The organism is Phenylobacterium sp. (assembly GCF_030693405.1).
In the GTDB taxonomy this organism is placed as follows: domain Bacteria; phylum Pseudomonadota; class Alphaproteobacteria; order Caulobacterales; family Caulobacteraceae; genus Phenylobacterium.
In genome coordinates, this window is sequence record NZ_JAUYAW010000007.1 from 1 (window position 1) to 21,561 (window position 21,561).

The window sequence follows — 21,561 nt, forward strand, 5'->3', positions numbered from 1 at the left end:
AAGGCGCCGAAGGCCTGATGGGCAAGACCGTCGCCATGCTGGGCGGCGCCATGTACGCCCAGTACCGCACGGTCCGGGCGGCTGACGCGCTTTTGCTGCCCGACGACGTGACCCCGGCCGAAGGCGCCTCCTGCTTCGTCAATCCGCTGACCGCGCTCGGCATGGTCGAGACCATGCGCCGGGAAGGCCACACCGCCCTGGTCCACACCGCGGCGGCGTCCAATCTCGGCCAGATGCTCAACCGCCTCTGCCTGAAGGACGGCGTGGCCCTGGTGAACATCGTCCGCAGCGCCGAGCAGGCAGCCCTGCTGAAGGGCCAAGGGGCGGTCCATGTTTTGGACAGCACCTCGCCGAACTTCACTGAGGAGCTGACCGAGGCCCTCGTCACCACCGGCGCGACGCTCGCCTTCGACGCCATCGGCGGCGGCCGCCTGGTGGGCCAGATCCTGACCGCCATGGAAGTGGCGGCCAATCGCAAGGCCACCGAATACAGCCGCTATGGCTCCTCCACCTACAAGCAGGCCTATATCTATGGCGGCCTCGACACCCGGCCCACCGAGCTGAACCGGGGCTTTGGCATGTCCTGGGGCGTGGGCGGCTGGCTGCTGACGCCCTTCCTCATGAAGATCGGCGCCGACGCCGCCCAGGCCCTGCGCCAGCGGGTGGCTTCGGAGCTGAAGACCACCTTCGCCAGCCACTACACCGCCGAGATCTCCCTGGCCGAGGCCCTGCAGCCGGACATTCTGGCGGCCTATAACCGCCGCGCCACGGGCGAAAAGTATCTGATCAATCCCAACAAGGGCGTCTAGGCCCCACTTCGCGAAGTGTTCAGCGTCCCCTGAGGCCTGGCTTCAGGGGACGCCGACTCGCGTCTGGCGATTCGTTTCAGGGCCAGGGCGGCGCTGCGTGGGGGGAGGTTTGGAGGCCTGGCCCGGAATCGAACCGGGGTGCACGGATTTGCAGTCCGCTGCGTAACCACTCCGCCACCAGGCCATCCGGCGCCCGACGCGCCCTTTCGGGCCCGTCGTCTTCAGCGGAGGCGGATCGCTAACAGAACCGCCCGCCCGCGGCAATCTCTCTTGCAGGGGGTGATTGCGCTCCGGTCCGGGCCGGACCTATAAGCGCGCTTCACCTGCACGCTCCCGAGGTCACATGGTCGACTTCTCCGCCGCCCGCCTGAACATGGTCGACAGTCAGGTCCGCACCAATGACGTGACCGATCTCCGGGTTCAGGACGCCATGCGGGTCATTCCCCGGGAAGCCCTGCTGCCGCCGGGCAAGGCCTTCCTGGCCTATGCCGACGCAGAGGTCCCCTATGGTCCCGGCCGCGCCCTGCTGGCGCCGCGGGACGTGGCCAAGCTGCTGCACGCCCTGGCCATAGCGCCGGGCCAGAAGGCCCTGGCCATCGCCGCCCCCTATGGCGCGGCTGTGCTCGAGCACGCGGGCCTGAGCGTCGAACGTCTGGACGGGGACGACCTGGCCTCGCCCAAGGCCGGGACCTATGACGTCATCATCTGCGAGGGGGCGGTGGCCCGCACCCCCGACGCCTGGACCGGGGCGCTGGCGCCTGGCGGACGGCTGGCGGTGATCGAGCGTATCGGCCCGGTGGGCAAGGCGGTGGTCTACACCCAGAGCCCCACGGGCCTCGCCCGGCGGGAAATCTTCGATGCGACCCCCAGCTACCTCGGTGGTTTTGAGCCTGAGCAAGGATTTGCTTTCTGAGGCGTGCTGAAACACGTGCGAAAGCCACGCGTGAAAAAAGCTTAAGGTTGCGACCCCTGGCCGAGTTGAAAACCGCGGGCCATATAGGTCGCAGAGACACACTGCCTTAATCGGGGTCCCATCGGGGCCTGAGTCGGGGACTACGCATGTTCATCAGCCGTCGCGGAGCCTTGCTGGCCGCCGTATTCACTGCGGGCCTGTCGTTTGGAGGACCTGCGTCCGCCGAGTCCCTGGCCGATGCTATTGCGCTGGCCTACGAAACCAACCCGACCTTGCAGGCCCAGCGGGCCTCCCTGCGGGCGCTCGACGAGAGCATCGTCCAGGCCAGGTCAGGATGGCGCCCGTCGCTCAGCGCCTCGGCCTCAGGCCAGTACACCGAAACCCGCACCCCCCGTCAGCTGGTCGATCTGAATGGCGACGGCATCCCCGACACCTCCGTCGGCGGGATCGATGAGGGTAATTCCGGGACCGCCGGGCTCAACCTGACCCAGCCGGTCTGGACCGGCGGCCGGGTCGGTGCGGCGGTCTCCGCAGCGCAGGCCGATGTCTTCGCCGGCCAGGAAAATTTGCGACGGATCGAGGCCGAGGTCCTGGGCGGCGTGATCGTCGCCTATGTGGACGTTCGCCGTGACCAGGAAGCCCTGCGAATCCGCCAGGACAATGTTCAGGTCCTGACCCGGCAGCTGGAAGAGACCGACGCGCGCTTCGAGGTCGGCGAAATCACCCGCACAGACGTCGCTCAGGCGCAGGCCCGTCTGGCGGCGGCCGAGGCGCAGATGCGCTCGGCCGAAGCCCAGCTGGCGATCAGCCGGGCGGGCTACGCCGCCATCGTTGGTCAGAACCCCGGCGACCTTGCGCCCGAGCCGCCGCTCACCGCGGTGCTGCCCGCCACGGTAGATCAGGCCTATGAGGCGGCGGAACGCAACAATCCCCAGCTCCGCCAGGCCCGCTACAACGCCCAGGCCGCCGGCGCCCGCGTCGCCGCCGCCCGGGCCGAGCGCATGCCGAACCTGTCGCTGACCGGCAGCGTCGGCTGGAGCGGCCTGGCCGATCCCTTCGAGCCTTCGGACTATTCGCGCAACGTGACGGGGCGCGCGACCCTGACCGTGCCGATCTTTACCGGCGGCCTGAACAACTCCCGTGTGCGGGCGGCCCGCGAACGCGAGAACGCCAGCGAGCTCACCGTCGAGCAGGCGCGCCGCAGCGCCTTGCAGAATGTCACCCAGGCCTGGAGCCAGCTTCTGGCCGCCCGGGCCAATATCGGCTCCACCGACGTCCAGGTCCGCGCCGCGCGCATCGCCGCCGAGGGGGTGCGTCAAGAGCAGCAGGTCGGCCTGCGCACCACGATCGATGTGCTGAACGCCGAACAGGAACTCCGCGCCGCTGAGCTGGCCCAGATCTCGGCCCGGCGGGACGAGTATGTCGCCGCCGCTTCGGTCCTGTCGGCGGTGGGACGCCTGGACGCCGCCAATCTCGCGCCTCAGCTCGACATCTACGACGCCACGGCCAATTCCCGGGGCCTGCGCTACGCCTGGGGCTGGACGCCGTGGGAGGAGCCGATCGCCCTCGTCGACTCCGTCTTCACGCCGCAACCTGAGCAACTGGCGCGGGACGCGCCCATGAGCACGGCCGGCGCGCCGCAATAGGCGCCCCCGGCGGTCTTATCGGTCTTGCGTCGCAAAGCTGAAATTGCAGGATCGCTCCATCGCGCCTAGGCTGGCGCACGGATTCCCTACCGCATTCAAAACGGCGCGCCCCATGTCCGATCAAACCTCCCAAGAACCGACGATGGAGGAGATTCTCGCCTCCATTCGCCGCATCATTTCGGAGGACGACGCGCCTGCGGACGAGGCGAAGGCCGAGGAGGCGCCGGCGGAGGCCGCCGCGCCCGAGCCCGAGTCGACCTACGAGCCTGAGCCTGAGCCGGAACCTGCGCCGGCCTATGAGGCGTCCGCGCCTGAGCCCGAGCCGGAAGACGACGCCCTCGAACTCACCGAGCGGGTCGATCAGGTCGGCGACCTGGACGTCTACAGCCCCACCTCTGCGCCGGCTTCGTCGGAGCCTGAGTCGGCCGTCTATTCGCCGCCGTCCAGCTACGAGCCGGTCAGCCGTGGTGATGATGAGGGGCTGCTCAGCCAGACGGCGGCCACGGCTGCGGCCTCGGCCTTCGGTCAACTGTCGGCGGCGATCGGCATGCCGCACTCCGACCGCACCCTTGAGGACGTGGTCCGCGAAATGCTCCGCCCGCTACTCAAGCAGTGGCTGGACGACAACCTGCCGCAGATCGTCGAGGCCTCGGTCCGCGAAGAGGTCGAGCGCATCGCCCGCGGTCGCGTACGCTAATCTATCTGTCTCTCACGCCCCACGGGCGTGCGAGTCGCCGAACCCGCCCCGTCAGGGCGGGTTCGTTCGTTTCGGCGCAGCATCCGGCTTTCGCGCAAATGCGCGGGCCTGTATGGACCCCCTGATCCGCCATGCTTGAAAAGACCTTCGATCCCAAGACCGCCGAGCCCCGCCTCTATGAGGCCTGGGAGCAGTCGGGCGCGTTCGCCCCCACCGACGATCCGAACGCCGAGCCGTTCTCCATCGTCATCCCGCCGCCGAACGTCACCGGCTCCCTGCACATCGGCCATGCGCTGAACAATACGCTGCAGGACGTGCTGATCCGGTTCGAGCGGATGCGGGGCAAGGCCGCGCTGTGGCTGCCCGGCACCGACCATGCGGGCATCGCCACCCAGAACATCGTCGAGCGCCAGCTGGCCGAGGCCGGGAACATCAGCCGCCGCGACATGGGCCGCGAGGCCTTCGTCGAGAAGATCTGGGAGTGGAAGGCCAAGTCTGGCGGGACCATCGTCAACCAGCTGCGCCGCCTGGGCGCCTCGTGTGACTGGAGCCGCGAGCGGTTCACCCTGGACGAAGGTCTGTCGGCCGCCGTCCGTAAGGTGTTCGTCCAGCTCCACAAGGAAGGCCTGATCTATCGCGACAAGCGGCTCGTGAACTGGGACCCCCATTTCCAGACCGCCATCTCCGACATCGAGGTCGAGCAGCGCGAGGTCGACGGCCACTACTGGCACTTCGCCTATCCGCTGGAGGATGGCTCCGGCGAGATCGTCGTCGCCACAACCCGGCCCGAAACCATGCTTGGTGACACCGCCGTGGCAGTCCATCCCGATGATGAGCGCTACAAGCACCTCGTGGGCAAGGCTGTTCGGCTGCCGATCGTTAACCGGCCGATCCCGATCATCGCCGACGAATACCCCGACCCGGAAAAGGGCTCCGGCGCGGTGAAGATAACGCCTGCCCACGACTTCAACGACTTCCAGGTGGGCAAGCGCCACAACCTGCCCGTTATCAACGTCTTCGACGACTTCGCGAAGATCAACGACAACGCGCCGGAAGACTACCGCGGCTTGGACCGGTTCGCCGCCCGCAAGAAGGTGGTCGAAGCGTTCGAAGCGCTCGGCCTGCTGCGCGAGATCGAGAAGACCCGCCATGTGGTCCCGCACGGGGACCGCTCCGGCGCCGTGGTCGAGCCCTATCTGACCGACCAATGGTACGTCGACGCCAAGACCCTAGCTGGCCCCGCCATCAAGGCAGTGGAGGAGGGGCGGACGGTTTTCGAGCCCCGCAACTGGGACAAGACCTATTTCGAATGGATGCGGAACATCCAGCCCTGGTGCATCTCCCGCCAGCTCTGGTGGGGCCATCGCATCCCGGCCTGGTATGGTCCGGACGGCAAGCCCTTCGTCGCCGAGACCGAGGAGGAGGCGCGCGCCGCCGCCCGGGAGCACTATGGCCGCGACGAGACCCTGAAGCAGGACGAGGACGTCCTCGACACCTGGTTCTCCTCAGGCCTGTGGCCGTTCTCCACCATGGGCTGGCCGGACAAGACCAGCGACCTGGCGCGGTTCTATCCGACCCACACCCTGATCACCGGCTTCGACATCATCTTCTTCTGGGTCGCCCGGATGATGATGCAGGCCATCCACTTCACCGGCGAAGTTCCCTTCAAGCGGGTCTTCATCAACGCTCTGGTCCGCGACGCCGAGGGCAAGAAGATGTCCAAGTCCAAGGGCAATGTCCTGGACCCGCTGGAGCTGGTGGACGAGTTCGGCGCCGACGCCCTGCGTTTCACCCTGACCGCCATGTCGGGCCAGGCCCGGGACATCAAGCTCTCGCGCCAGCGCATTGAAGGCTATCGGAATTTCGGCACCAAGCTGTGGAACGCCACGCGCTTCTGCCAGATGAATGGCTGCGCCCGGGCCGAGGGCTTCGACCCTGCCGCCCTGCAGGTTCCGCTCAACCGCTGGATCGTCGGCGAGGCTGCGCGCACCAGCCAGGCGGTGACCAAAGCCCTGGACGGCTGCGGCTTCGATGAGGCCGCGGGCCTGCTCTACCGCTTCATCTGGAACGTCTATTGCGACTGGTATGTCGAGCTCGCCAAGCCGCTGCTGAACGGCGAGGACGCCGCCGCCAAGGCCGAGACCCAGGCCACCGCCGCCTGGGCTCTGGACGTCATCCTGACCCTGCTGCACCCGATCATGCCCTTCCTGACCGAAGAGCTCTGGGTGCAGACGGCGGGCGAGGGGGCGGCGCGCAACCATCAGGGCTTCCTGATGACCGCGCCCTGGCCCAAGCTCGGCGAGGACCTGATCGACAAGGCGGCCGAGGCCGAGATCGGCCTGATCATCGCCGCCGTCAGCGAAGGCCGCTCGGTGCGGGCCGAACTGAATGTCCCCCCCGGCGCCCGGCCCGACCTGCTGGTCATCGAGGCCAGCCCCGCCCAGCGGGACGTCCTGGAGCGCTCGGCCCCGGTGATCTGTCAGACCCTGCGGGTGGCCAGCGTCCAGATGGCGGAGCGCGCCCCGGACGGCGCCATCCCGTTTGTGGTGGAGGGCGCGACGCTCGCCCTGCCGGTCGCGGCCTTCATCGACCTGGCCGCCGAGCGCGCGCGCCTGACGAAGGAGATCGCCACGCTCGCCTCGGACGTGGAGCGGACGGCCAAGAAGCTGGGCAATGCCGACTTCGTCGCCCGCGCGCCTGAGGAGGTGGTCGAGGAGAACCGCGAGCGTCTGGCCGAGGCGGAGGCCGCCAAGGCCAAGCTTGAGGCCGCCCTGCAGCGTCTGTCCGGCGTCGGCTGATCGCGTCTAGGCCGCGGCGTCCCGGGCGTCTTGGCCGCCCGGCGTCATCGCCTGGGCCGCGAGGGCCAGCAGGTCACGCTGGGCGATCGGCTTGGCGAGCACCGCGTCCATGCCGGCGTCGAAGCACTTCTGCTCGATCTCGGCCCCCGTCTGGGCGGTCAGGGCGACAATAGGCGTGTCGGCGTTCAACGGGCAGCTGGTGCGGATGGCGCTGGCGGCCGCCAGGCCGTCCATCACCGGCATGTTCACGTCCATCAGGATCAGGTCGAAATGTTCGACACTGGCTCGCTCGATAGCCGCCCGCCCATTGTCGGCCTCCGCGGTGACCACCCCGGGACTGGACAGGAAGAGGCGCACCAGTTCGCGATTGATGGGGTGGTCATCCACGATGAGCACCCGGCCTGTCAGCTGGAGCGCCTCGCCGTCGCGGCCCCCGTCAGCGATCTTCGCCTGGGCTGGGCACACGGCCGGAGCCGGGATTTCCACCCAGAAGCAGGCCCCGGGCTGATCCCGACTCTCTGCGCCGATCTGTCCACCCATGAGCTCCACCAGCTCGCGGCAGATCGCCAGGCCGAGCCCTGAGCCGCCGTGCCGGCGGGTCACGCTGGAATCCCCCTGGACGAACCGCTGGAAGAGGCGTTTGCGATGGGCTTCAGACAGGCCAGGACCGCTGTCGATGACTTCGATCCGAAGGCGGTCGCCCGACGCGCCGGCCTCCGTGAGATGCACCCGGACCGCGCCGCGATCGGTAAATTTCACAGCATTGCCCACCAGATTCAGCAGGATCTGGCGAAGCCTCAGACTGTCGACCTGACGTCTGGGGCGGGGCAGGTCATCGATGACCTGCAGACTGACCCCCTTCACGAACGCCTGGACGGACAGGATTTCCCGCACATCTTCCACCAGGGCCGGTACCTCGGCGGCGTTCAGCTCCAGTTCGATCTGGCCGGCCTCCAGCTTGGAGACGTCAAGGATATCGTTGATCAGGGCCAGCAGGGCGTCGCCGGCGATGGCGATGCGGCGGACATGGCTTTCGGCCGGCGCCGGCAGGCTGGTCTGCTGCAGCAGCGCGGTGAAGCCGAGAATGCTGGTCAGGGGCGTCCTCAGCTCGTGGCTCATATTGGCCAGGAAGGCGGCCTTGGCCTCCACGGCCGCCTCCAGCCTCTGCTGAAGCGCGCGCTGGGCGGTCACATCGCGGTAGACGCTGATCAGCTCGGATGGCTGGCCTGCGGCGTCCCGCACCACCGTGGACGCGCCTTCCAGCCAGATCGTTTCTCCTGTGCGGGTCTGAGCGGGGTAGGGCCGCTGCATCACCTCCCGCGGGGAGGCGGGATCAAAGCCGGGTGCGGTGGGGTCAAACAGCTTCGCCAAGCCGGAGACAACCGCCTCGTGGTGGTCGCTTGAGACGAAATCGACCAAGTTTCGACCGAGGACTTCGTCTGGCGAATAGCCCAGGATCTGGGTCGAGGGCGACGCGTAGGAGATCGTCCCGTGGCGATCGGTGCGCACCAGGATGTCGTGGCAATGGTTGGCCAGCATCCGGTAGCTCGCCTCCGACTGGATCAGCCGGGCCTCGGTCTCCCGTTGCAGATTGAGTTGGACCCGCAGTCGGAGCGCATCTTCGATCGCGTCAGCCAGACTTCTCATCTGGCTGCGTCCCAAGGCGTTCATCGGTGCGCGCGGAACGGTGTCCAGGACACACAGGGTCCCGACGGGCTCGCCTGAAGGGCATCGGATCAGGGCGCCCGCATAGTAGCGCAGGCGCGTCTCACCCCAGACCAGCGGATTGCCGTCGAAGCGGGGGTCGGCGGCGGCGTCGAGGATCTCATAGACCGGTGCGCCAGAGGCGAGGGCATGGGTGCAGAAGGAGATGTCGATCGGCGTGTCAGTGGGAATGATCCCCACACGGGCCTTGAACCACTGGCGATCGCCGTCCAGGAGCGAGAAGGCGCTGTAGGGCGCAGCGAAGATCTGCGCCGCCAGGCTGACGAGCGAATCGAAGGACGCCTCCGGCTCGGTCTCCACGATGTTCAGCCGCCGCAGGGCTGTAAGGCGTGCGGCGATGGGAGAGTCCATGGGGCGCGCTCCTAGGTTGGCCTCGTACCTGAGCGATTGGTCATTAACGACATCCTTCGAGGCCCTGCGGCCCGCCGCCGCAGGTTGAGTGCGATCGTGACGAACACATGTTTGCCACCGGTCTCAGGTTATGCTTGTTCACCCAGGAAGATGCGGGGGCTGTCTGACCCCTGCGCAGCATTAGGAGAACGCTCATGACCGAGGCCGCTCTGCCTCCCGGCTGGCCTGCCATGTCCATCGCCGACGCCCACGCCCTGCTGACCGCACCCGGCGTTCCGTTCGAGATGGAAGAGGTCACCGTCCGCGGGGTGACCATGAAGTCCTGGAAGAACTCGCCGCCGTCGCTGCGTTCGGTGGTCGAGGCTGGCCGCGCCCACGGGGAGCGAATCTTCCTGGTCTACGAGGATGAGCGCGTCTCGTTCGAGGCCTTTCACCGGGCGGTGGCCAATCTCGCCAAGGAATTCGCCGCCCGCGGCGTGACCAAGGGTGACCGCGTCGCCATCGTTATGCGCAATTTGCCCGAATGGGTTGTGGCCTTCTATGCCGGCGCCTCGTTGGGCGCGATCGTCACGCCGCTCAACGCCTGGTGGACCGGGCCCGAGCTGGAATACGGCCTCACCGATTCCGGCGCCAAGATCGTCGTCCTGGACGCCGAGCGCTATGAACGCCTCACCGAGCACCTGCCCAACTGCCCTGACCTGGTGCGGGTCTATGTCTCGCGGGAGTCCGACGAGATCGCCCACCCCGATGTCACCAAGCTTGAGGACATCTTGGGCGAGGCCAACAGCTGGAGCGGCCTGCCCGACATCGCGCTGCCCGACGTGGTCATCGACCAGGACGATGACGCGACCATCTTCTACACCTCGGGCACCACGGGTAAGCCCAAGGGCGCGCTCGGCACCCACCGTGGCGTCAACTCCAACATTCTCACCGCCGCCTGCGCCGGCGCGCGGCGGTTCCTGCGTCGCGGTGAAATGCCGCCGGCGCCGGATCCGGACGGTCCGCAGCGCTCGTCCCTGATCTCGGTGCCCTTCTTCCATGTGACGGGCTGCTTCGCGGTCCTGAACCCCAGCCTGTTCGCCGGAGCCAAGCTGGTGATGATGCACAAGTGGGACGCGGTCCGGGCCTTCGAGCTGATCGAGCGCGAGAAGATCCAGTCGGCCGGCGGCGTGCCGACCATCGCCTGGCAGCTGATCGAGCACCCGGCCCGGGCCAATTACGATCTGTCGTCCCTGGAATCCGTGGCCTATGGCGGCGCGCCCTCGGCGCCCGAACTGGTCCGCCGGCTCAGCGAGACCTTCCCCAAGTCGCAGCCCGGTCAGGGCTGGGGCATGACCGAGACCTGCGCCACCGTCACCAGCAATGGCGCTGAGGACTACACCCACCGTCCCGATAGCTGCGGTCCGGCCGCCCCGGTGGCCGAGTTGAAAATCGTCGATCCGGCTGATGGCGTGACCGAGCTTCCCATCGGCGCGGTGGGTGAGCTGTGGGCCAAGGGGCCGATGGTGGTGAAGGGCTATTGGAACAAGCCCGAGGCCACCGCCCAGACCTTCGTCGATGGCTGGGTCCGCACCGGCGACCTGGCGCGGCTGGATGAGGAAGGCTTCTGCTTCATCATCGACCGGGCCAAGGACATGCTCATCCGTGGCGGCGAGAACATCTACTGCGTCGAGGTCGAGAACGTCCTCTATGACCATCCGGCCATTATGGACGCCGCCATTGTCGGCGTGCCTCATCGCACGCTCGGGGAAGAGCCGGCCGCAGTGGTCACCCTGAAGCCCGGCGCCGAAGTGACGGAGCAGGAGCTGCGGGCCCATGTGGCCGAGCACCTGGCGGCCTTCAAGGTGCCGATCGCGGTCAAGTTCTGGCACGAGACCCTGCCGCGCAACGCCAACGGCAAGATCCTCAAGAACGAGCTCAAGAAGCTGTTCGAGGACAAGGCCGACGCCTGATCCATGGGCCGCAAGCGCGCCGACCTGCTGCTGGTCGAGCGCGGCCTGTTCGACAGCCGCGCCAAGGCCCGGGCCGCCATCGAGGCGGGCCGGGTCCTGGCCGGCGGGGCGGCGGTCGCTCGGCCGTCCGATCTTCTCGATGAACAAGCTGAGATCATCGCCGAGCCGGCCCATCCCTGGGTCGGTCGCGCGGCGCTGAAGCTCGCCCATGCTCTGGAGCTCTGGCCGATCGCCGTCGAGGGGCGGTTAGTGCTCGATGTGGGGGCGTCTACCGGGGGGTTCACGCAGGTGTGCCTCAGCCGGGGCGCCGCCCGCGTCTGCGCCGTCGATGTGGGGCGGGGGCAACTCCATCCCAAGGTCGCCGGTGACCCGCGGATTCACAGTCTGGAGGCGACCGACGCCCGGGACCTGGACGAGCCTCGCCTGGGGTTCGTCCCTGACCTCGTCGTCTGCGATGTCAGCTTCATCAGCCTCTCCAAAGCGCTGCCCAGGGCGCTGGACCTGGCGGCGCCGGGCGCGGATCTTGTGGTCCTGGTCAAGCCGCAGTTCGAGGTCGGTCCGGCCCTGGTCGGCAAGGGCGGCGTGGTCAAGGATGAGGCCGCCCGCGCCCGCGCCCTTTCGGAGGCTCAGACCTTCCTGACGGCCTCAGGCTGGGAGGTGCAGGCGACCGCCCTCAGTCCCATCACCGGCGGCGACGGCAATATCGAGTTTCTCGTCTGGGCGACGAAACCCGCCTGATCGGCCATGAAAAAGGCCGCCCACCCGAAGGCAGACGGCCCATCCCGTAGCAGGGATCAGGTCTAGTCGACGACCTGATAGCGTCCCGAATTATCGCGGCAGACGCGGACGAACCGCTTCTGAGTCGTGCCATCGGGCATGTAGATCGGGCTCTCGGCGATGCTGCAGCCATCGGCGCCGGGGCGCTGAGCCACCGAATAGGTGCGGCCATGGCGGTCATAGGCCTGACCGTAGGACGAACTCGAGGCCGAGTAGCCATAACGGTTGCTGTCATAGGACGAGCCGTAATAGCCGGGGGCCGCGCCGCTCTGATAGTAGCCGCCCTGGTACTGCGGCTGGCCATAGGATTGGCCGTAGCCCTGGCCATAGCGGTTCTGGTCGTAATAGCCGCCGTTCCCGTAGTGGCTGTTCTGCGTCGTGCGGTTGTCATAGCCCGGCGCACAGGCCGCAGCCCGGTTGCCGACCGCCGCGCCGGCCGCCGCGCCGAGCGCCCCACCCAGCAGAGCGCCTTCGGTGCGCACGCCGCCGGCCGCGGCGTTGGAGCCGATCACCGCGCCCAGCGCGCCGCCGATGAGGGCGCCGGCCGTGCTGCGGTTGGTCTGGTCGCGGCGGCAGGGGTCGTAATAGGTATTGCCCTGGGTCTGGCCGTAATAGCCGTAGGACTGGGCCGAAGCCGCGGTCGGGGCGACGGCGGCGGCGGCGAGAGTGGCGACGCCCGCAACCGCGGCGACGGCGCCCTTGGCGATGGTGGAACGGGTGGACATCGAAGCTCTCCCTTGAGCGGAAATCGTGGACGGGGCCGGGCCTCGTCCTTGTCGATCGTCAATATGGCGGCGCTTATCTGAACGGCCGTTGAGCGGGTCGTTCATCTTCGTTCATCTTGCCCTGCGACGCCCCAGTCGTGGCGTCCGGCGTCGAAATGTGGAATGGCCCTGGGGATGCGAAGTTCCAAACCGATCCGCCGCACCTCGACCCGCCCTCCTGCCGGCCCCGCCCCGGAGTCTGAGGTCACCATCACCGAGATGGGCGGGGAGGGCGACGGCATGGCGCCTGGGCCCATCTTCGCCAGCTTCACCCTGCCGGGCGAGCGGGTTCGTGTCGCCGGGACGGGCGAGCGTCGGAAGACCCTGGAAATCCTTTCAGCCAGCCCCGAGCGGGTCGAGCCGCCCTGTCCGCACTTTGGCCAGTGCGGCGGGTGCGCCCTGCAGCATTGGGGCATGCAGCCCTATCTGGCCTGGAAGCGCGACCGGATGATCGGCACGCTGGCCCGCCAGCATATCGAAACCGAGGTGCTGCCGATCTTCGCCTCGCCCCCGTACAGCCGCCGCCGGGCGGCCCTGCACGCCCGCCAGGGGCGCAAGGACGAGGCGCGGCTGGGGTATAAGATCCGGAATTCCTGGGACCTGGTGGACATCAGCGTCTGTCCGATCTCCGATCCCAAGATCACCGCCGCCCTGCCGGCCATGCGCCGCCTGGCCGCGCCGCTTTTCGAGCATCCCAAGTCTGCGCCGACCCTGCACGTCACCCTGACCGATGACGGGCTCGACATCGACATCACCGGTGTCGAGCGCAAGAGCGGCGGTCTGTCCGCCGACGCCCGCATGCGCCTGGCCGAGCAGGCCGCCGCCGGCGGCTTCGCCCGGGTCTCCATGGACGGCGAGATCGCCTATATGGACCAGGCCGTCCCTGGAGTGCGGCTGAGCGGCGTGCGCGTCGACCTGCCGCCCGGCGCCTTCCTGCAGGCGGTGCCTGCAGCCGAGAGCGCCATGGTCGACTTCGTGGTGGAGGCCGCGGCCGGCGCCGATCGGATCGCCGACCTGTTCTGTGGGGTCGGCACCTTCACCTTCGCCCTGGCTGGCGTCGCGCCCGTCTATGCCGCCGATGGCGCCGCACCGGCGATCACGGCGTTAAACGCGGCTGTCGCCAATGCGCCGGGCCTGAAGGGCGTCACGGCCGAGGCCCGTGATCTGGTGCGCCGTCCCCTGCTGGCCCAGGAAATGAAGAAGCTCGACCTGGTGCTGTTCGACCCGCCCCGGGCCGGCGCCGCCGAACAGGCCGGAGAGATCGCGCGTTCCAAGGTCAGCCGGGTGATCGGCGTCTCCTGCGCCCCGGCCACCTTCGCCCGGGATGCGCGGACCCTGATCGACGCCGGCTTCCGGCTGGAGCGGGTTCTGCCCGTCGACCAGTTCCTGTGGTCGCCGCATGTGGAGCTGGTCGGCGTCTTCTCCCGCTAGCCGAAGAGATCGACCTGGTCGCCGGGCTTCGGTGGAACCTTGAAGGCCGTCAGGTCCAGATCGGGGAGGGGGCGGTCAAGGCCGTAACGCCGCCGCGCGGCCCGGAACCTCTGGCCCATCATCTGGGCCACGGGACCCTGGCCCTTCATCCGGGCGCCAAACGTGGCGTCATAGTTTTTGCCGCCGCGCATCTGCCGGACCAGGGACATGACGCGGCTGGCCCGGTCGGGATGGTCGGTGGCCAACCACTCCTGGAAGAGGTCGCTGATCTCCAGGGGCAGGCGGAGCGCCACATAGCCCGAACCCACCGCGCCCGCCGCGGCGCTGCGCTCCAGAACCGCCTCCATCTCATGGTCGTTCAGGCCCGGAATGGCCGGGGCGAACATCACCACCACCGGGACGCCGGCCTTGGCCAGGCCCTCGACCGCCGACAGCCGTCGCTCCGGCGTGGCCGCGCGGGGCTCCATGCTGCGAGCGAGCTTGCGCTCGAGGCTGGTGATCGAGATGGCGACGCGGGTCAGGCCGCGGGCGGCCATGTCCCCCAAGATGTCGGCGTCCCGCAGGATCAGGGCTGACTTGGTGATGATGGTGAAGGGATGGCCAAAGCGCTGCAGCACCTCCAGCACCTGCCGGGTCACCCGCTGTTGGCGCTCGATAGGCTGATAGGGATCGGTGTCGCCGCCGATGTGGATCACCCGAGGAACATACCGCGGCGCAGACAGCTCCTTCTCCAAAAGGGCCGCGGCGTCAGGCTTGAAAAACAGCCGGCTCTCGAAATCGAGGCCGGGCGACAGACCGAGGAAGGCGTGGGCGGGCCGGGCGTAGCAATAGATGCAGCCATGCTCGCAGCCGCGATAGGGATTGATCGAGCGGTCGAAACCGACATCGGGGCTGGTGTTGCGCGCGATGATGGTCTTGGCCCTGTCCGGCAGGACATGGGTCTGCAGCTGGGCGGGCGCCTCGTCGTCCAGGGTCCAGCCGTCGTCGAACGCCTCCAGCTTACGGCTCTCAAACCGGCTGCTGGCGTTGGTGCGCGCGCCTCGGCCGCGGATCTGCTGGGTGAAGGTGACCACCAGCCCAGTCTAGGGCGAGGAGTGGAACATAACAAGAACGATCTTGACCCGGCGCCAGAACCGTCCCCTTTGGCGCCATGATCACCGTCATCGTGCCTGCCCATGATTCCGCCGAGCCCCTGGCGGGCCTGCTCGCCGCGTTGGTGCCGGCCGCCGTCGACGGACTGGTGCGGGACGTCATCGTCGCCGATGGAGACGCTGACCCGGCCACGGTCGCCCTCTGCGAGGACGCGGGCGCCACGCTGCTCCGGGGCTCCATTGCCGCGGCCGCCGCCGTCGCCAAGGGCAACTGGCTGCTGATCGTCGCCCCGGAGATGCGCTTTCCCAGCCGCTGGATCGAGATCGTCGCCGATCACAGTTCGCGGGCGACCCGCCCGGCCCTGGTGCTGCCGCCGCTGAAGACGGGCTGGTTCGCCGGCCGACGGCAGGCTCGCAATGCAGGCCTGCTGATCCGGACCCGGGACTTCGGCGGGACCCAGGGGGACCTGAAGGTCCTGCTGGCTCAGTTCGGGCGCAACGCGGTCCGGCTGGCCTAGAACTTCATCGCGCCGTTGAAATCCAGCCTCGCGTCGATGATGCGCGCGCCGCGGGCCGCAGCATCCAGGGTGCGCGAGGTTTCGCCGAAGTGGTCGCGATAGGCCCAATAGGCGGCCACGACCTTTTCCACATAGTTGCGGGTCTCGACCGACGGCAGGCACTCGATGACCAGCAGGCTGTCGGCCTGCTCGCCGACCATGGCCACGGTCTTTTGAAGCGTGCCGGGGCCGCCATTATAGGCAGCGACGACCTGCAGCAGATCATAGCCAACGCCGCGCTCCATCAGCCAGGTCAGATAGTCCTGGCCGACCCGCAGGTTGAAGGCGGGGTCGAACAGCGGGGTCATGTCACTGCGCAGCTTGTCGTCGCCGGCCGCGCGGGCGGCGGCTTCGGGCATCAGTTGCATCAGGCCGACGGCGCCGGCGGGGGACACCGCCGCAGGATTGAACCGGCTCTCCTGATGGACGATGGCGTAGACCAGGGCCCGGTCGATGGTGAAGCCCCACTTGGGCTCCAGCGTCGGGGTCGGATAGGCGAAGGTCGCCCGCATCCGGCCGCGGGAGGTGTCGGCCTGCGACGTCAGGGGCGCATTGAGAGCCAGGGCGAGCGTGGTCCAGCGGCTGCGCTCGGCCTCGGTCTTGGCCAGCATCAGGCCGGCGCGAAGTTCCAGGCCGGCCTCCAGGGACAGGCCCAGTTGGGAAAGCGCCACGGCGCGGTGGGCGCGGGGCTCAGTCTTGGCGAAGCGGACGATGTCGATGCTGTCGGCGCCTCTGCCGCTGGCGCGGAACAGCTGCGCCCGGGACGTGTCCTGCGACAGGCGAAGGGGGGCGGAATCGTCGCCAGAGAGGGCTAGGCGACGATCGGCGATCATGCCGTAGAAGGTCTGGGGATGGCGGGCGGCCACCCGAAGGTGGGCTGAGGCCCGATCGGCGTCTTCGTCCCGGCCGGCGGCGCGGGCGGCCCAGAAGCCGGCGCCGGCCTGCAGCCACTCGCCTTCTTCGGGATCACGGGCGACGGCGCTGAAGAAGCCCTCGGCCTCCTCGAAGCGGCCCATGCGGTAGGCGGCCATGCCGGCGATCCACCGCTCGCCGGACTCGCCGGCGAGATCGAAGGCGCGGGTGACGTCGCCGCCATAGAAGGCCTGGCGGGCGGCGCGGCCCTTGTCGGAATTCAGCCGCCCGCCGACCCGCTGGGCGGCGCTCTCCACCCGGCCCCAGTCAAGCCCGTTGACCACGGGGGCCGGGGGCGCCGGCGCGCCGGGCGGACGGCGCTTGATCGCCAGGGCGTAGACCCGCTCGGCGCCGGGCAGGTCAGAATAGGCGGCCAGCCAGCCGCTGAGTTCCTGGTAGGACGATGTGTGGGCGGTGGGGTGCATCAGCTGGCGCAGGGCGATGTGGCCAGCCAAGCTGCGGTCCTTCAGCTCCACCAGGTGCATCTGGGCGTCGATGAAATCGCCCCGGTCGACGGCGGCGAAGGCGGCGCGATAACGGGCGAGATCCCAGGGGTTAAGCACCTGGGGCGCGGCCCAGGCGGGGGTCGCCGCGCCCGCGGCCATAGCCGCGCCCATGGCGCCCAGACCCAGGCCGAAGACCTGCCTTCGCGTCGATGTCGTCATGCGACCTTCCACGTCCGCCGACATGCCGCAGCGGTTCCGTGGCCCTTTTCTCGAAGCTCAGCCTCCGGTCTAGTGGGGACGCTCCGGGCGATCAAGCCTCTGCACCAGAGACACGAGATCGCTCCACGCTTTCTTCTTGGCTGCCGGCTGACGAAGCAGAAACGCCGGGTGAAGCGTCGGCATGGCAGGCAGTTCGAGGCTTTCGTCTTCGGCCCGCCACTCGAACCAGCGCCCGCGCATGGCCAGAATGCCTTCGTCGCGCTTCAGCATGGTCTTGGCTGACGCGCCCCCCACCAGCAGCAGCATCTTCGGCTGAACCAGGGCGATCGCCCGCTCGACAAAGGGCGCACACACCGCCTGTTCGGCGGCCGACGGCGTGCGGTTGCCCGGCGGGCGCCAGAAGACGGTATTGGTGATGAACACCCGGTCGGTGAGGCCGGCCGCGGCCAGCATCCGGTCCAGCAACTGGCCGGCGCGGCCGACGAAGGGCTCGCCCCGTGCGTCCTCGTCGCCGCCCGGACCCTCGCCGATGATCATGACCGGGGCGTCTGCCGGGCCGCGGCTGAACACCGAGCGCGTGGCCGCGCCCTCATAGCGCAGTGGGCAGCCCTCGAAACCGGCGATCGCCTGAGCCAGGGCTTCGAGGTCCTGGGCCTGGGACGCCAGCTGGCGGGCCTCGGTGACGGCGTCGGCGGCGGGTCCGCCCTGCGCCCCAGGGGCCCGCAGCGGCGTCGGGGCCGGCTCCACCCGCCTTGGCGGCGGGCTCAACCCCGCGGCGATGCGGTCGGTCGGCTCGTCCTGATAGAGGCAGTCCACACCCGCATCGGCCCAGAAGGCGAGCAGGCTATGGGCCAGGATTTCGGGGGCGGGCGGGACGGACTGGTCCATACTGGCGGGTCGAAATCCTTGAGTTTCGCGGGGTTTGTCCTTGACCGCGTAGGGGCGACCTTCCGATAAGACGGCCAAAGGATCAACGCTGTCGGCGAGGGTGAGGGGCCCTGACCGTCACATAATGGAGTTCCGAGGGGATCATGAGCGAAGACGTCGAACGCGAAGCCATGGAATACGACGTCGTCATCGTGGGCGCCGGACCCGCGGGACTGTCGGCCGCCATCCGTCTGAAGCAACTCGCCGCCGAGGCCGGGACCGAGATCAGCGTTGCGGTCCTGGAAAAGGGCTCCGAGGTCGGCGCCCACATCCTGTCGGGCGCGGTCATCGATCCCAGCGGCATCAATGAACTGCTGCCGGACTGGAAGGCGCTGGGCGTTCCGCTGGAGACCAAGGTCACCCGCGACAAGTTCGTGATGCTCGGCCCGCAGGGGGAGCTGGACATCAGCTTCCTGCCCTTCCCCAAGTGGATGCTGAACCACGGCAACTACATCGCCTCCCTCGGGAATGTCTGCCGCTGGCTAGGTCAGCACGCTGAGAGCCTGGGCGTCGAGATCTATCCCGGCATGGCCGCCTCTGAGGTGGTCTACAGCGAGGATGGCTCGGTCAAGGGCGTCGTGGCCGGCGTGTTCGGCATCGGCAAGGACGGCGAGCCCACCGGCGACTTTCAGCCCGGCATCGAGCTGCACGCCAAGTACACCTTTATCAGCGAGGGCGTTCGTGGCTCGCTCGCCAAGCAGATCCAGGCCAAGTTCGGCCTTACCGAGGGCCGTGAGCCCCAAAAGTTCGGCATCGGCATCAAGGAGCTGTGGCAGGTCCCTGACGCCGTGTTCGAGCCCGGCCTGACCCAGCACACTTTCGGCTGGCCCCTGGATAACGCCACCGGCGGCGGCTCCTTCATGTACCACTTCGGGGACAACTACGTGGCCATCGGCTTCGTGCTGCACCTCAACTACAAGAACCCGTGGCTTTCGCCCTTCGACGAGTTCCAGCGCTTCAAGACCCACCCCACGATCCGCGGTTATCTGGAGGGCGGCAAGCGCATCTCCTACGGCGCCCGCGCCATTACCGAAGGGGGCTCCCAGTCCCTGCCGCAGCTCTATTTCCCCGGTGGCGCGCTGCTCGGCTGCTCGGCGGGCATGGTCAATGTTCCGCGGATCAAGGGCAGCCATAACGCGGTCAAAAGCGGCATCCTCGCCGCCGAGGCCGCTTTCGCCGCCATTTCCGAGGGCCGGTCGGGCGACGCGCTCACCAGCTACGAGGACGCCTACAAGAAATCCTCGATCCATAAGGAGCTGTGGAACGTCCGCAACTTCAAGCCGCTCTGGTCCAAGTTCGGCACCATCCCGGGCCTGGTCCTGGGGGGTATGGACGCGATGATCGCCACCCTGTTCGGTGGCTGGTCGCCCTGGGGCACCCTGAAGCACGGCAAGACCGACGCGGAATCCACGGGCCTGGCCAAGGACTACAAGCCGATCGTCTATCCGAAGCCCGACAACGAGATCAGCTTCGACAAGCTGTCCTCGGTCTTCCTGTCGGCCACCAACCACGACGAGAACCAGCCCGCCCACCTGCGGCTGAAGGACCCGGCGATCCCGATCTCGGTCAATCTGCCCCGGTTCGGCGAGCCGGCCCGGCTCTATTGCCCGGCGGGTGTGTATGAGGTCCTCTACGACGAGGCCGGACAGAACCCGAAGTTCCAGATCAACTTCCAGAACTGCGTCCACTGCAAGACCTGCGACATCAAGGATCCGTCGCAGAACATCGTCTGGACGACGCCTCAGGGTGGGGACGGGCCGAACTATCCCAATATGTGAGCCGTCGTCGCGCTTGCGGCGGGGGCCGGAAAAGGAAACCCTGCGGGGATGCGCCTTCGTTCTCTGACCGTGACGGTCCCTGTTCTGTTCCTGGCGGCCTGCGCCAGTCCCTCGGCTCCGGCCGGGGGGGCTGAGGCCCGTTCGCCCTATGGCCTGTTCCTGGCGGGGCAGGCGGCGCTCAATGACGGCGAGAGCCGGCAGGCCGCCGACTACTTCGAGCGCGCCACCCGCAGCGACGAGACCCCCGGTCTTATCTCCGAGCGGGCCTTCACCGCCGCGGTGCTGAGCGGGGAGATCGAAAAAGCCGCTGCCATGGCGCCGGTGGGCGATGAGGCTTCTGAAGGCGCCAAGCGCCTGGGCCGGCTGGTCCTGGCCGTGGACGCCCTGGCCGCCGGTCGAGGCGACGCCGCCTACAGGCTCCTGACCTCCGAGGAGATCGGCTTCCCCCACCGGACGGCTGCAGCCCTGCTGACCCCCTGGGCGGCCGCCCAGGCCGGTGACATGGATCTGGCCACCCGGCGTCCCGACGTGCCCGGCGACAAGCTCGTGGAGTATTTCGGCATGCTCGGCCAGGCGCACCAGTATGAGCGGGTGCGCCGCTATGACGAGGCCGAGACGGACTTCAAGGCCCTGACCGAGGGGCCTGACGCCCCGCCCATGCTGGTCCTGGCCTATGGCGAGTTCCTGGAGCGTCGCGGTCGCCGCACCGATGCGGTGGCGCTTTACGACCGGGCGTTGGCGACCTATCGCCGGGACGTAGCGCTGTCTCTGGCCCGGGAGCGGGCCCTGGCCCGCCGCGCCGCGCCGCCCGCGCCGAGCGTGCGCCAGGGGGCGGCCCAGGCCATTCTGACGCCGGCCGCGGCCATGCTGGCCGCCCGCCAGAGCCAGTTCGCCCTGGCCTATGTGCGCCTGGCCCTGCGTCTGGATCCGGAGCGCATGGACGCCTGGATGATGGTCGGTGACCTGATGGGGGCCGCCGGCGACGTAGAGGCCGCCCGTTCCGCCTATGGTCGCGTGCCGAAGGACCACCCCGACTACGCCGCCGCTCAGAGCAAGCTGGCCTGGAGCCTCCAGGGCGCCGGTGACATCGACGCGGCCCTCGACACCGCCGCCCGGGCCGCGGAGGGGGGCGATCCCACGGCGCTGCTGACCCTCGCCGATCTGCTGCGCAGCAATGAGCGCTATGAGGCCGCCATCGCGCCGCTGAACCAGCTGGTGGAGTCCAGCCCCGAACCGGACTGGCGGCTGCTGTTCGCCCGTGGCGCGGCCTATGAGCGCATGGGCGACTGGCCCCGCGCCGAGGCCGACCTGCAGGCGGCTCTGGCGCTCAATCCCGACGAGCCCGACATACTGAACTATCTCGCCTATGGCTGGATCGATCGGGGAGAGCGGCTGGAAGAGGCCCTGGCCATGGTCCAGGCGGCCGTGGACGCCAATCCCCGCTCAGGCGCCATGATCGACAGCCTGGGCTGGGGCTACTATCGCCTCGGCCAGTACGAGAAGGCCGTGGAGATCCTGGAGGAGGCGGTCGGCCTGGAGGCTGGCGATCCGGAGATCAACAATCACCTGGGCGACGCCTACTGGCAGGTGGGCCGCCGGGACGAGGCGGTGTTCCAGTGGCGTAGGGTGCTGACCCTTGAGCCTGATGCAAAGATCCGGGCGGATGCTGAGGCCAAGCTGGCCTCGGGCGTCGGGCCTGGGGCCGCCGGGGCGGCCGCCCAGGCCGCGGCCGAGCCTGCGCCTAGCACCATCGCTCGCTAGGCGATCC

General features: G+C 68.6%; 16 protein-coding genes and 1 tRNA gene. 11 read left to right on the forward strand and 6 right to left on the reverse strand.

Annotated features, from left to right (window positions below; genetic code table 11):
- The coding region (locus Q8N19_RS00420) for an NADH oxidase (RefSeq protein WP_305587678.1) at nt 1-809 on the forward strand (809 nt) is incomplete at its 5' end.
- A 110-nt stretch (nt 810-919) separates the two neighbouring features.
- Here the strand turns inward: Q8N19_RS00420 and Q8N19_RS00425 are convergent.
- Nucleotides 920-993 (reverse strand) — tRNA-Cys (locus Q8N19_RS00425).
- A 159-nt stretch (nt 994-1,152) separates the two neighbouring features.
- On the opposite strand from Q8N19_RS00425, the gene Q8N19_RS00430 reads away from it, so the two are divergent.
- The 4 genes from Q8N19_RS00430 (at nt 1,153) to Q8N19_RS00445 (ending at nt 6,863) form a co-directional block, all read left to right on the forward strand.
- Nucleotides 1,153-1,722 carry a protein-L-isoaspartate O-methyltransferase gene (locus Q8N19_RS00430; RefSeq protein WP_305587679.1) on the forward strand — a complete coding sequence of 190 codons (570 nt, stop codon included), beginning with the start codon at nt 1,153-1,155 and terminating at the stop codon, nt 1,720-1,722.
- Nucleotides 1,723-1,868: 146 nt separating this feature from the next.
- Nucleotides 1,869-3,368, forward strand: a complete 1,500-nt coding sequence (locus Q8N19_RS00435; protein WP_305587680.1) for a TolC family outer membrane protein — start codon at nt 1,869-1,871, stop codon at nt 3,366-3,368.
- A gap of 112 nt (nt 3,369-3,480) precedes the next feature.
- Nucleotides 3,481-4,065, forward strand: coding sequence for a PopZ family protein (locus tag Q8N19_RS00440; RefSeq protein ID WP_305587681.1), 585 nt, complete (start codon nt 3,481-3,483; stop codon nt 4,063-4,065).
- A gap of 131 nt (nt 4,066-4,196) precedes the next feature.
- Nucleotides 4,197-6,863, forward strand: coding sequence for a valine--tRNA ligase (locus Q8N19_RS00445; RefSeq protein WP_305587682.1), 2,667 nt, complete (start codon nt 4,197-4,199; stop codon nt 6,861-6,863).
- Nucleotides 6,864-6,869: 6 nt separating this feature from the next.
- Here Q8N19_RS00445 and Q8N19_RS00450 read toward each other — a convergent pair whose 3' ends face one another.
- Nucleotides 6,870-8,939, reverse strand: a complete 2,070-nt coding sequence (locus tag Q8N19_RS00450; protein ID WP_305587683.1) for an ATP-binding protein — start codon at nt 8,937-8,939, stop codon at nt 6,870-6,872.
- A gap of 194 nt (nt 8,940-9,133) precedes the next feature.
- Here Q8N19_RS00450 and Q8N19_RS00455 point away from each other — a divergent pair, with 194 nt between their 5' ends.
- Both Q8N19_RS00455 and Q8N19_RS00460 read left to right on the forward strand, forming a co-directional pair.
- Nucleotides 9,134-10,891: a class I adenylate-forming enzyme family protein gene (locus Q8N19_RS00455; protein ID WP_305587684.1), complete on the forward strand. Its 1,758-nt coding sequence runs from the start codon at nt 9,134-9,136 to the stop codon at nt 10,889-10,891.
- Nucleotides 10,892-10,894: 3 nt separating this feature from the next.
- On the forward strand, nt 10,895-11,629 hold the full coding sequence (locus tag Q8N19_RS00460; protein WP_305587685.1) for a TlyA family RNA methyltransferase: 735 nt from the start codon (nt 10,895-10,897) through the stop codon (nt 11,627-11,629).
- A 62-nt stretch (nt 11,630-11,691) separates the two neighbouring features.
- On the opposite strand, the gene Q8N19_RS00465 is transcribed toward Q8N19_RS00460, so the two are convergent.
- Nucleotides 11,692-12,393 carry a hypothetical protein gene (locus Q8N19_RS00465; protein ID WP_305587686.1) on the reverse strand — a complete coding sequence of 234 codons (702 nt, stop codon included), beginning with the start codon at nt 12,391-12,393 and terminating at the stop codon, nt 11,692-11,694.
- A gap of 174 nt (nt 12,394-12,567) precedes the next feature.
- On the opposite strand from Q8N19_RS00465, the gene Q8N19_RS00470 reads away from it, so the two are divergent.
- Nucleotides 12,568-13,863: a class I SAM-dependent RNA methyltransferase gene (locus Q8N19_RS00470; protein ID WP_371133761.1), complete on the forward strand. Its 1,296-nt coding sequence runs from the start codon at nt 12,568-12,570 to the stop codon at nt 13,861-13,863.
- Here the strand turns inward: Q8N19_RS00470 and Q8N19_RS00475 are convergent.
- Nucleotides 13,860-14,936: a PA0069 family radical SAM protein gene (locus Q8N19_RS00475; protein WP_305587687.1), complete on the reverse strand. Its 1,077-nt coding sequence runs from the start codon at nt 14,934-14,936 to the stop codon at nt 13,860-13,862. The genes Q8N19_RS00470 and Q8N19_RS00475 overlap by 4 nt on opposite strands.
- A gap of 77 nt (nt 14,937-15,013) precedes the next feature.
- Here Q8N19_RS00475 and Q8N19_RS00480 point away from each other — a divergent pair, with 77 nt between their 5' ends.
- Entirely contained in the window at nt 15,014-15,472 is a 459-nt protein-coding gene (locus Q8N19_RS00480; protein ID WP_305587688.1) for a hypothetical protein, read from the forward strand.
- Here Q8N19_RS00480 and Q8N19_RS00485 read toward each other — a convergent pair.
- The gene (locus Q8N19_RS00485; protein WP_305587689.1) at nt 15,469-17,088 is read right to left on the reverse strand and encodes a lytic transglycosylase domain-containing protein; all 1,620 of its coding nucleotides are present in this window, start codon (nt 17,086-17,088) and stop codon (nt 15,469-15,471) included. The two genes, Q8N19_RS00480 and Q8N19_RS00485, sit on opposite strands and share 4 nt — an antisense overlap.
- A gap of 69 nt (nt 17,089-17,157) precedes the next feature.
- The gene (locus tag Q8N19_RS00490) at nt 17,158-17,976 is read right to left on the reverse strand and encodes a uracil-DNA glycosylase family protein (RefSeq protein ID WP_305587690.1); all 819 of its coding nucleotides are present in this window, start codon (nt 17,974-17,976) and stop codon (nt 17,158-17,160) included.
- A gap of 143 nt (nt 17,977-18,119) precedes the next feature.
- Here Q8N19_RS00490 and Q8N19_RS00495 point away from each other — a divergent pair, with 143 nt between their 5' ends.
- Complete coding sequence (locus Q8N19_RS00495) at nt 18,120-19,793, forward strand: electron transfer flavoprotein-ubiquinone oxidoreductase (RefSeq protein ID WP_305587691.1); 1,674 nt, start codon at nt 18,120-18,122, stop codon at nt 19,791-19,793.
- 48 nt (nt 19,794-19,841) lie between these two features.
- Nucleotides 19,842-21,554, forward strand: coding sequence for a tetratricopeptide repeat protein (locus Q8N19_RS00500; RefSeq protein WP_305587692.1), 1,713 nt, complete (start codon nt 19,842-19,844; stop codon nt 21,552-21,554).
- Nucleotides 21,555-21,561: the final 7 nt, after the last annotated feature.

Coding starts and splice junctions, on each gene's coding strand:
- Q8N19_RS00445 (WP_305587682.1), top strand. CDS start 4,197: ATGCTTGAAAAGACCTTCGATCCCAAGACCGCCGAGCCCCGCCTCTAT.
- Q8N19_RS00450 (WP_305587683.1), bottom strand. CDS start 8,939: ATGGACTCTCCCATCGCCGCACGCCTTACAGCCCTGCGGCGGCTGAAC.
- Q8N19_RS00480 (WP_305587688.1), top strand. CDS start 15,014: ATGATCACCGTCATCGTGCCTGCCCATGATTCCGCCGAGCCCCTGGCG.
- Q8N19_RS00500 (WP_305587692.1), top strand. CDS start 19,842: ATGCGCCTTCGTTCTCTGACCGTGACGGTCCCTGTTCTGTTCCTGGCG.
- Q8N19_RS00465 (WP_305587686.1), bottom strand. CDS start 12,393: ATGTCCACCCGTTCCACCATCGCCAAGGGCGCCGTCGCCGCGGTTGCG.
- Q8N19_RS00440 (WP_305587681.1), top strand. CDS start 3,481: ATGTCCGATCAAACCTCCCAAGAACCGACGATGGAGGAGATTCTCGCC.
- Q8N19_RS00460 (WP_305587685.1), top strand. CDS start 10,895: ATGGGCCGCAAGCGCGCCGACCTGCTGCTGGTCGAGCGCGGCCTGTTC.
- Q8N19_RS00490 (WP_305587690.1), bottom strand. CDS start 17,976: ATGGACCAGTCCGTCCCGCCCGCCCCCGAAATCCTGGCCCATAGCCTG.
- Q8N19_RS00435 (WP_305587680.1), top strand. CDS start 1,869: ATGTTCATCAGCCGTCGCGGAGCCTTGCTGGCCGCCGTATTCACTGCG.
- Q8N19_RS00470 (WP_371133761.1), top strand. CDS start 12,568: ATGCGAAGTTCCAAACCGATCCGCCGCACCTCGACCCGCCCTCCTGCC.
- Q8N19_RS00455 (WP_305587684.1), top strand. CDS start 9,134: ATGACCGAGGCCGCTCTGCCTCCCGGCTGGCCTGCCATGTCCATCGCC.
- Q8N19_RS00495 (WP_305587691.1), top strand. CDS start 18,120: ATGAGCGAAGACGTCGAACGCGAAGCCATGGAATACGACGTCGTCATC.
- Q8N19_RS00485 (WP_305587689.1), bottom strand. CDS start 17,088: ATGACGACATCGACGCGAAGGCAGGTCTTCGGCCTGGGTCTGGGCGCC.
- Q8N19_RS00430 (WP_305587679.1), top strand. CDS start 1,153: ATGGTCGACTTCTCCGCCGCCCGCCTGAACATGGTCGACAGTCAGGTC.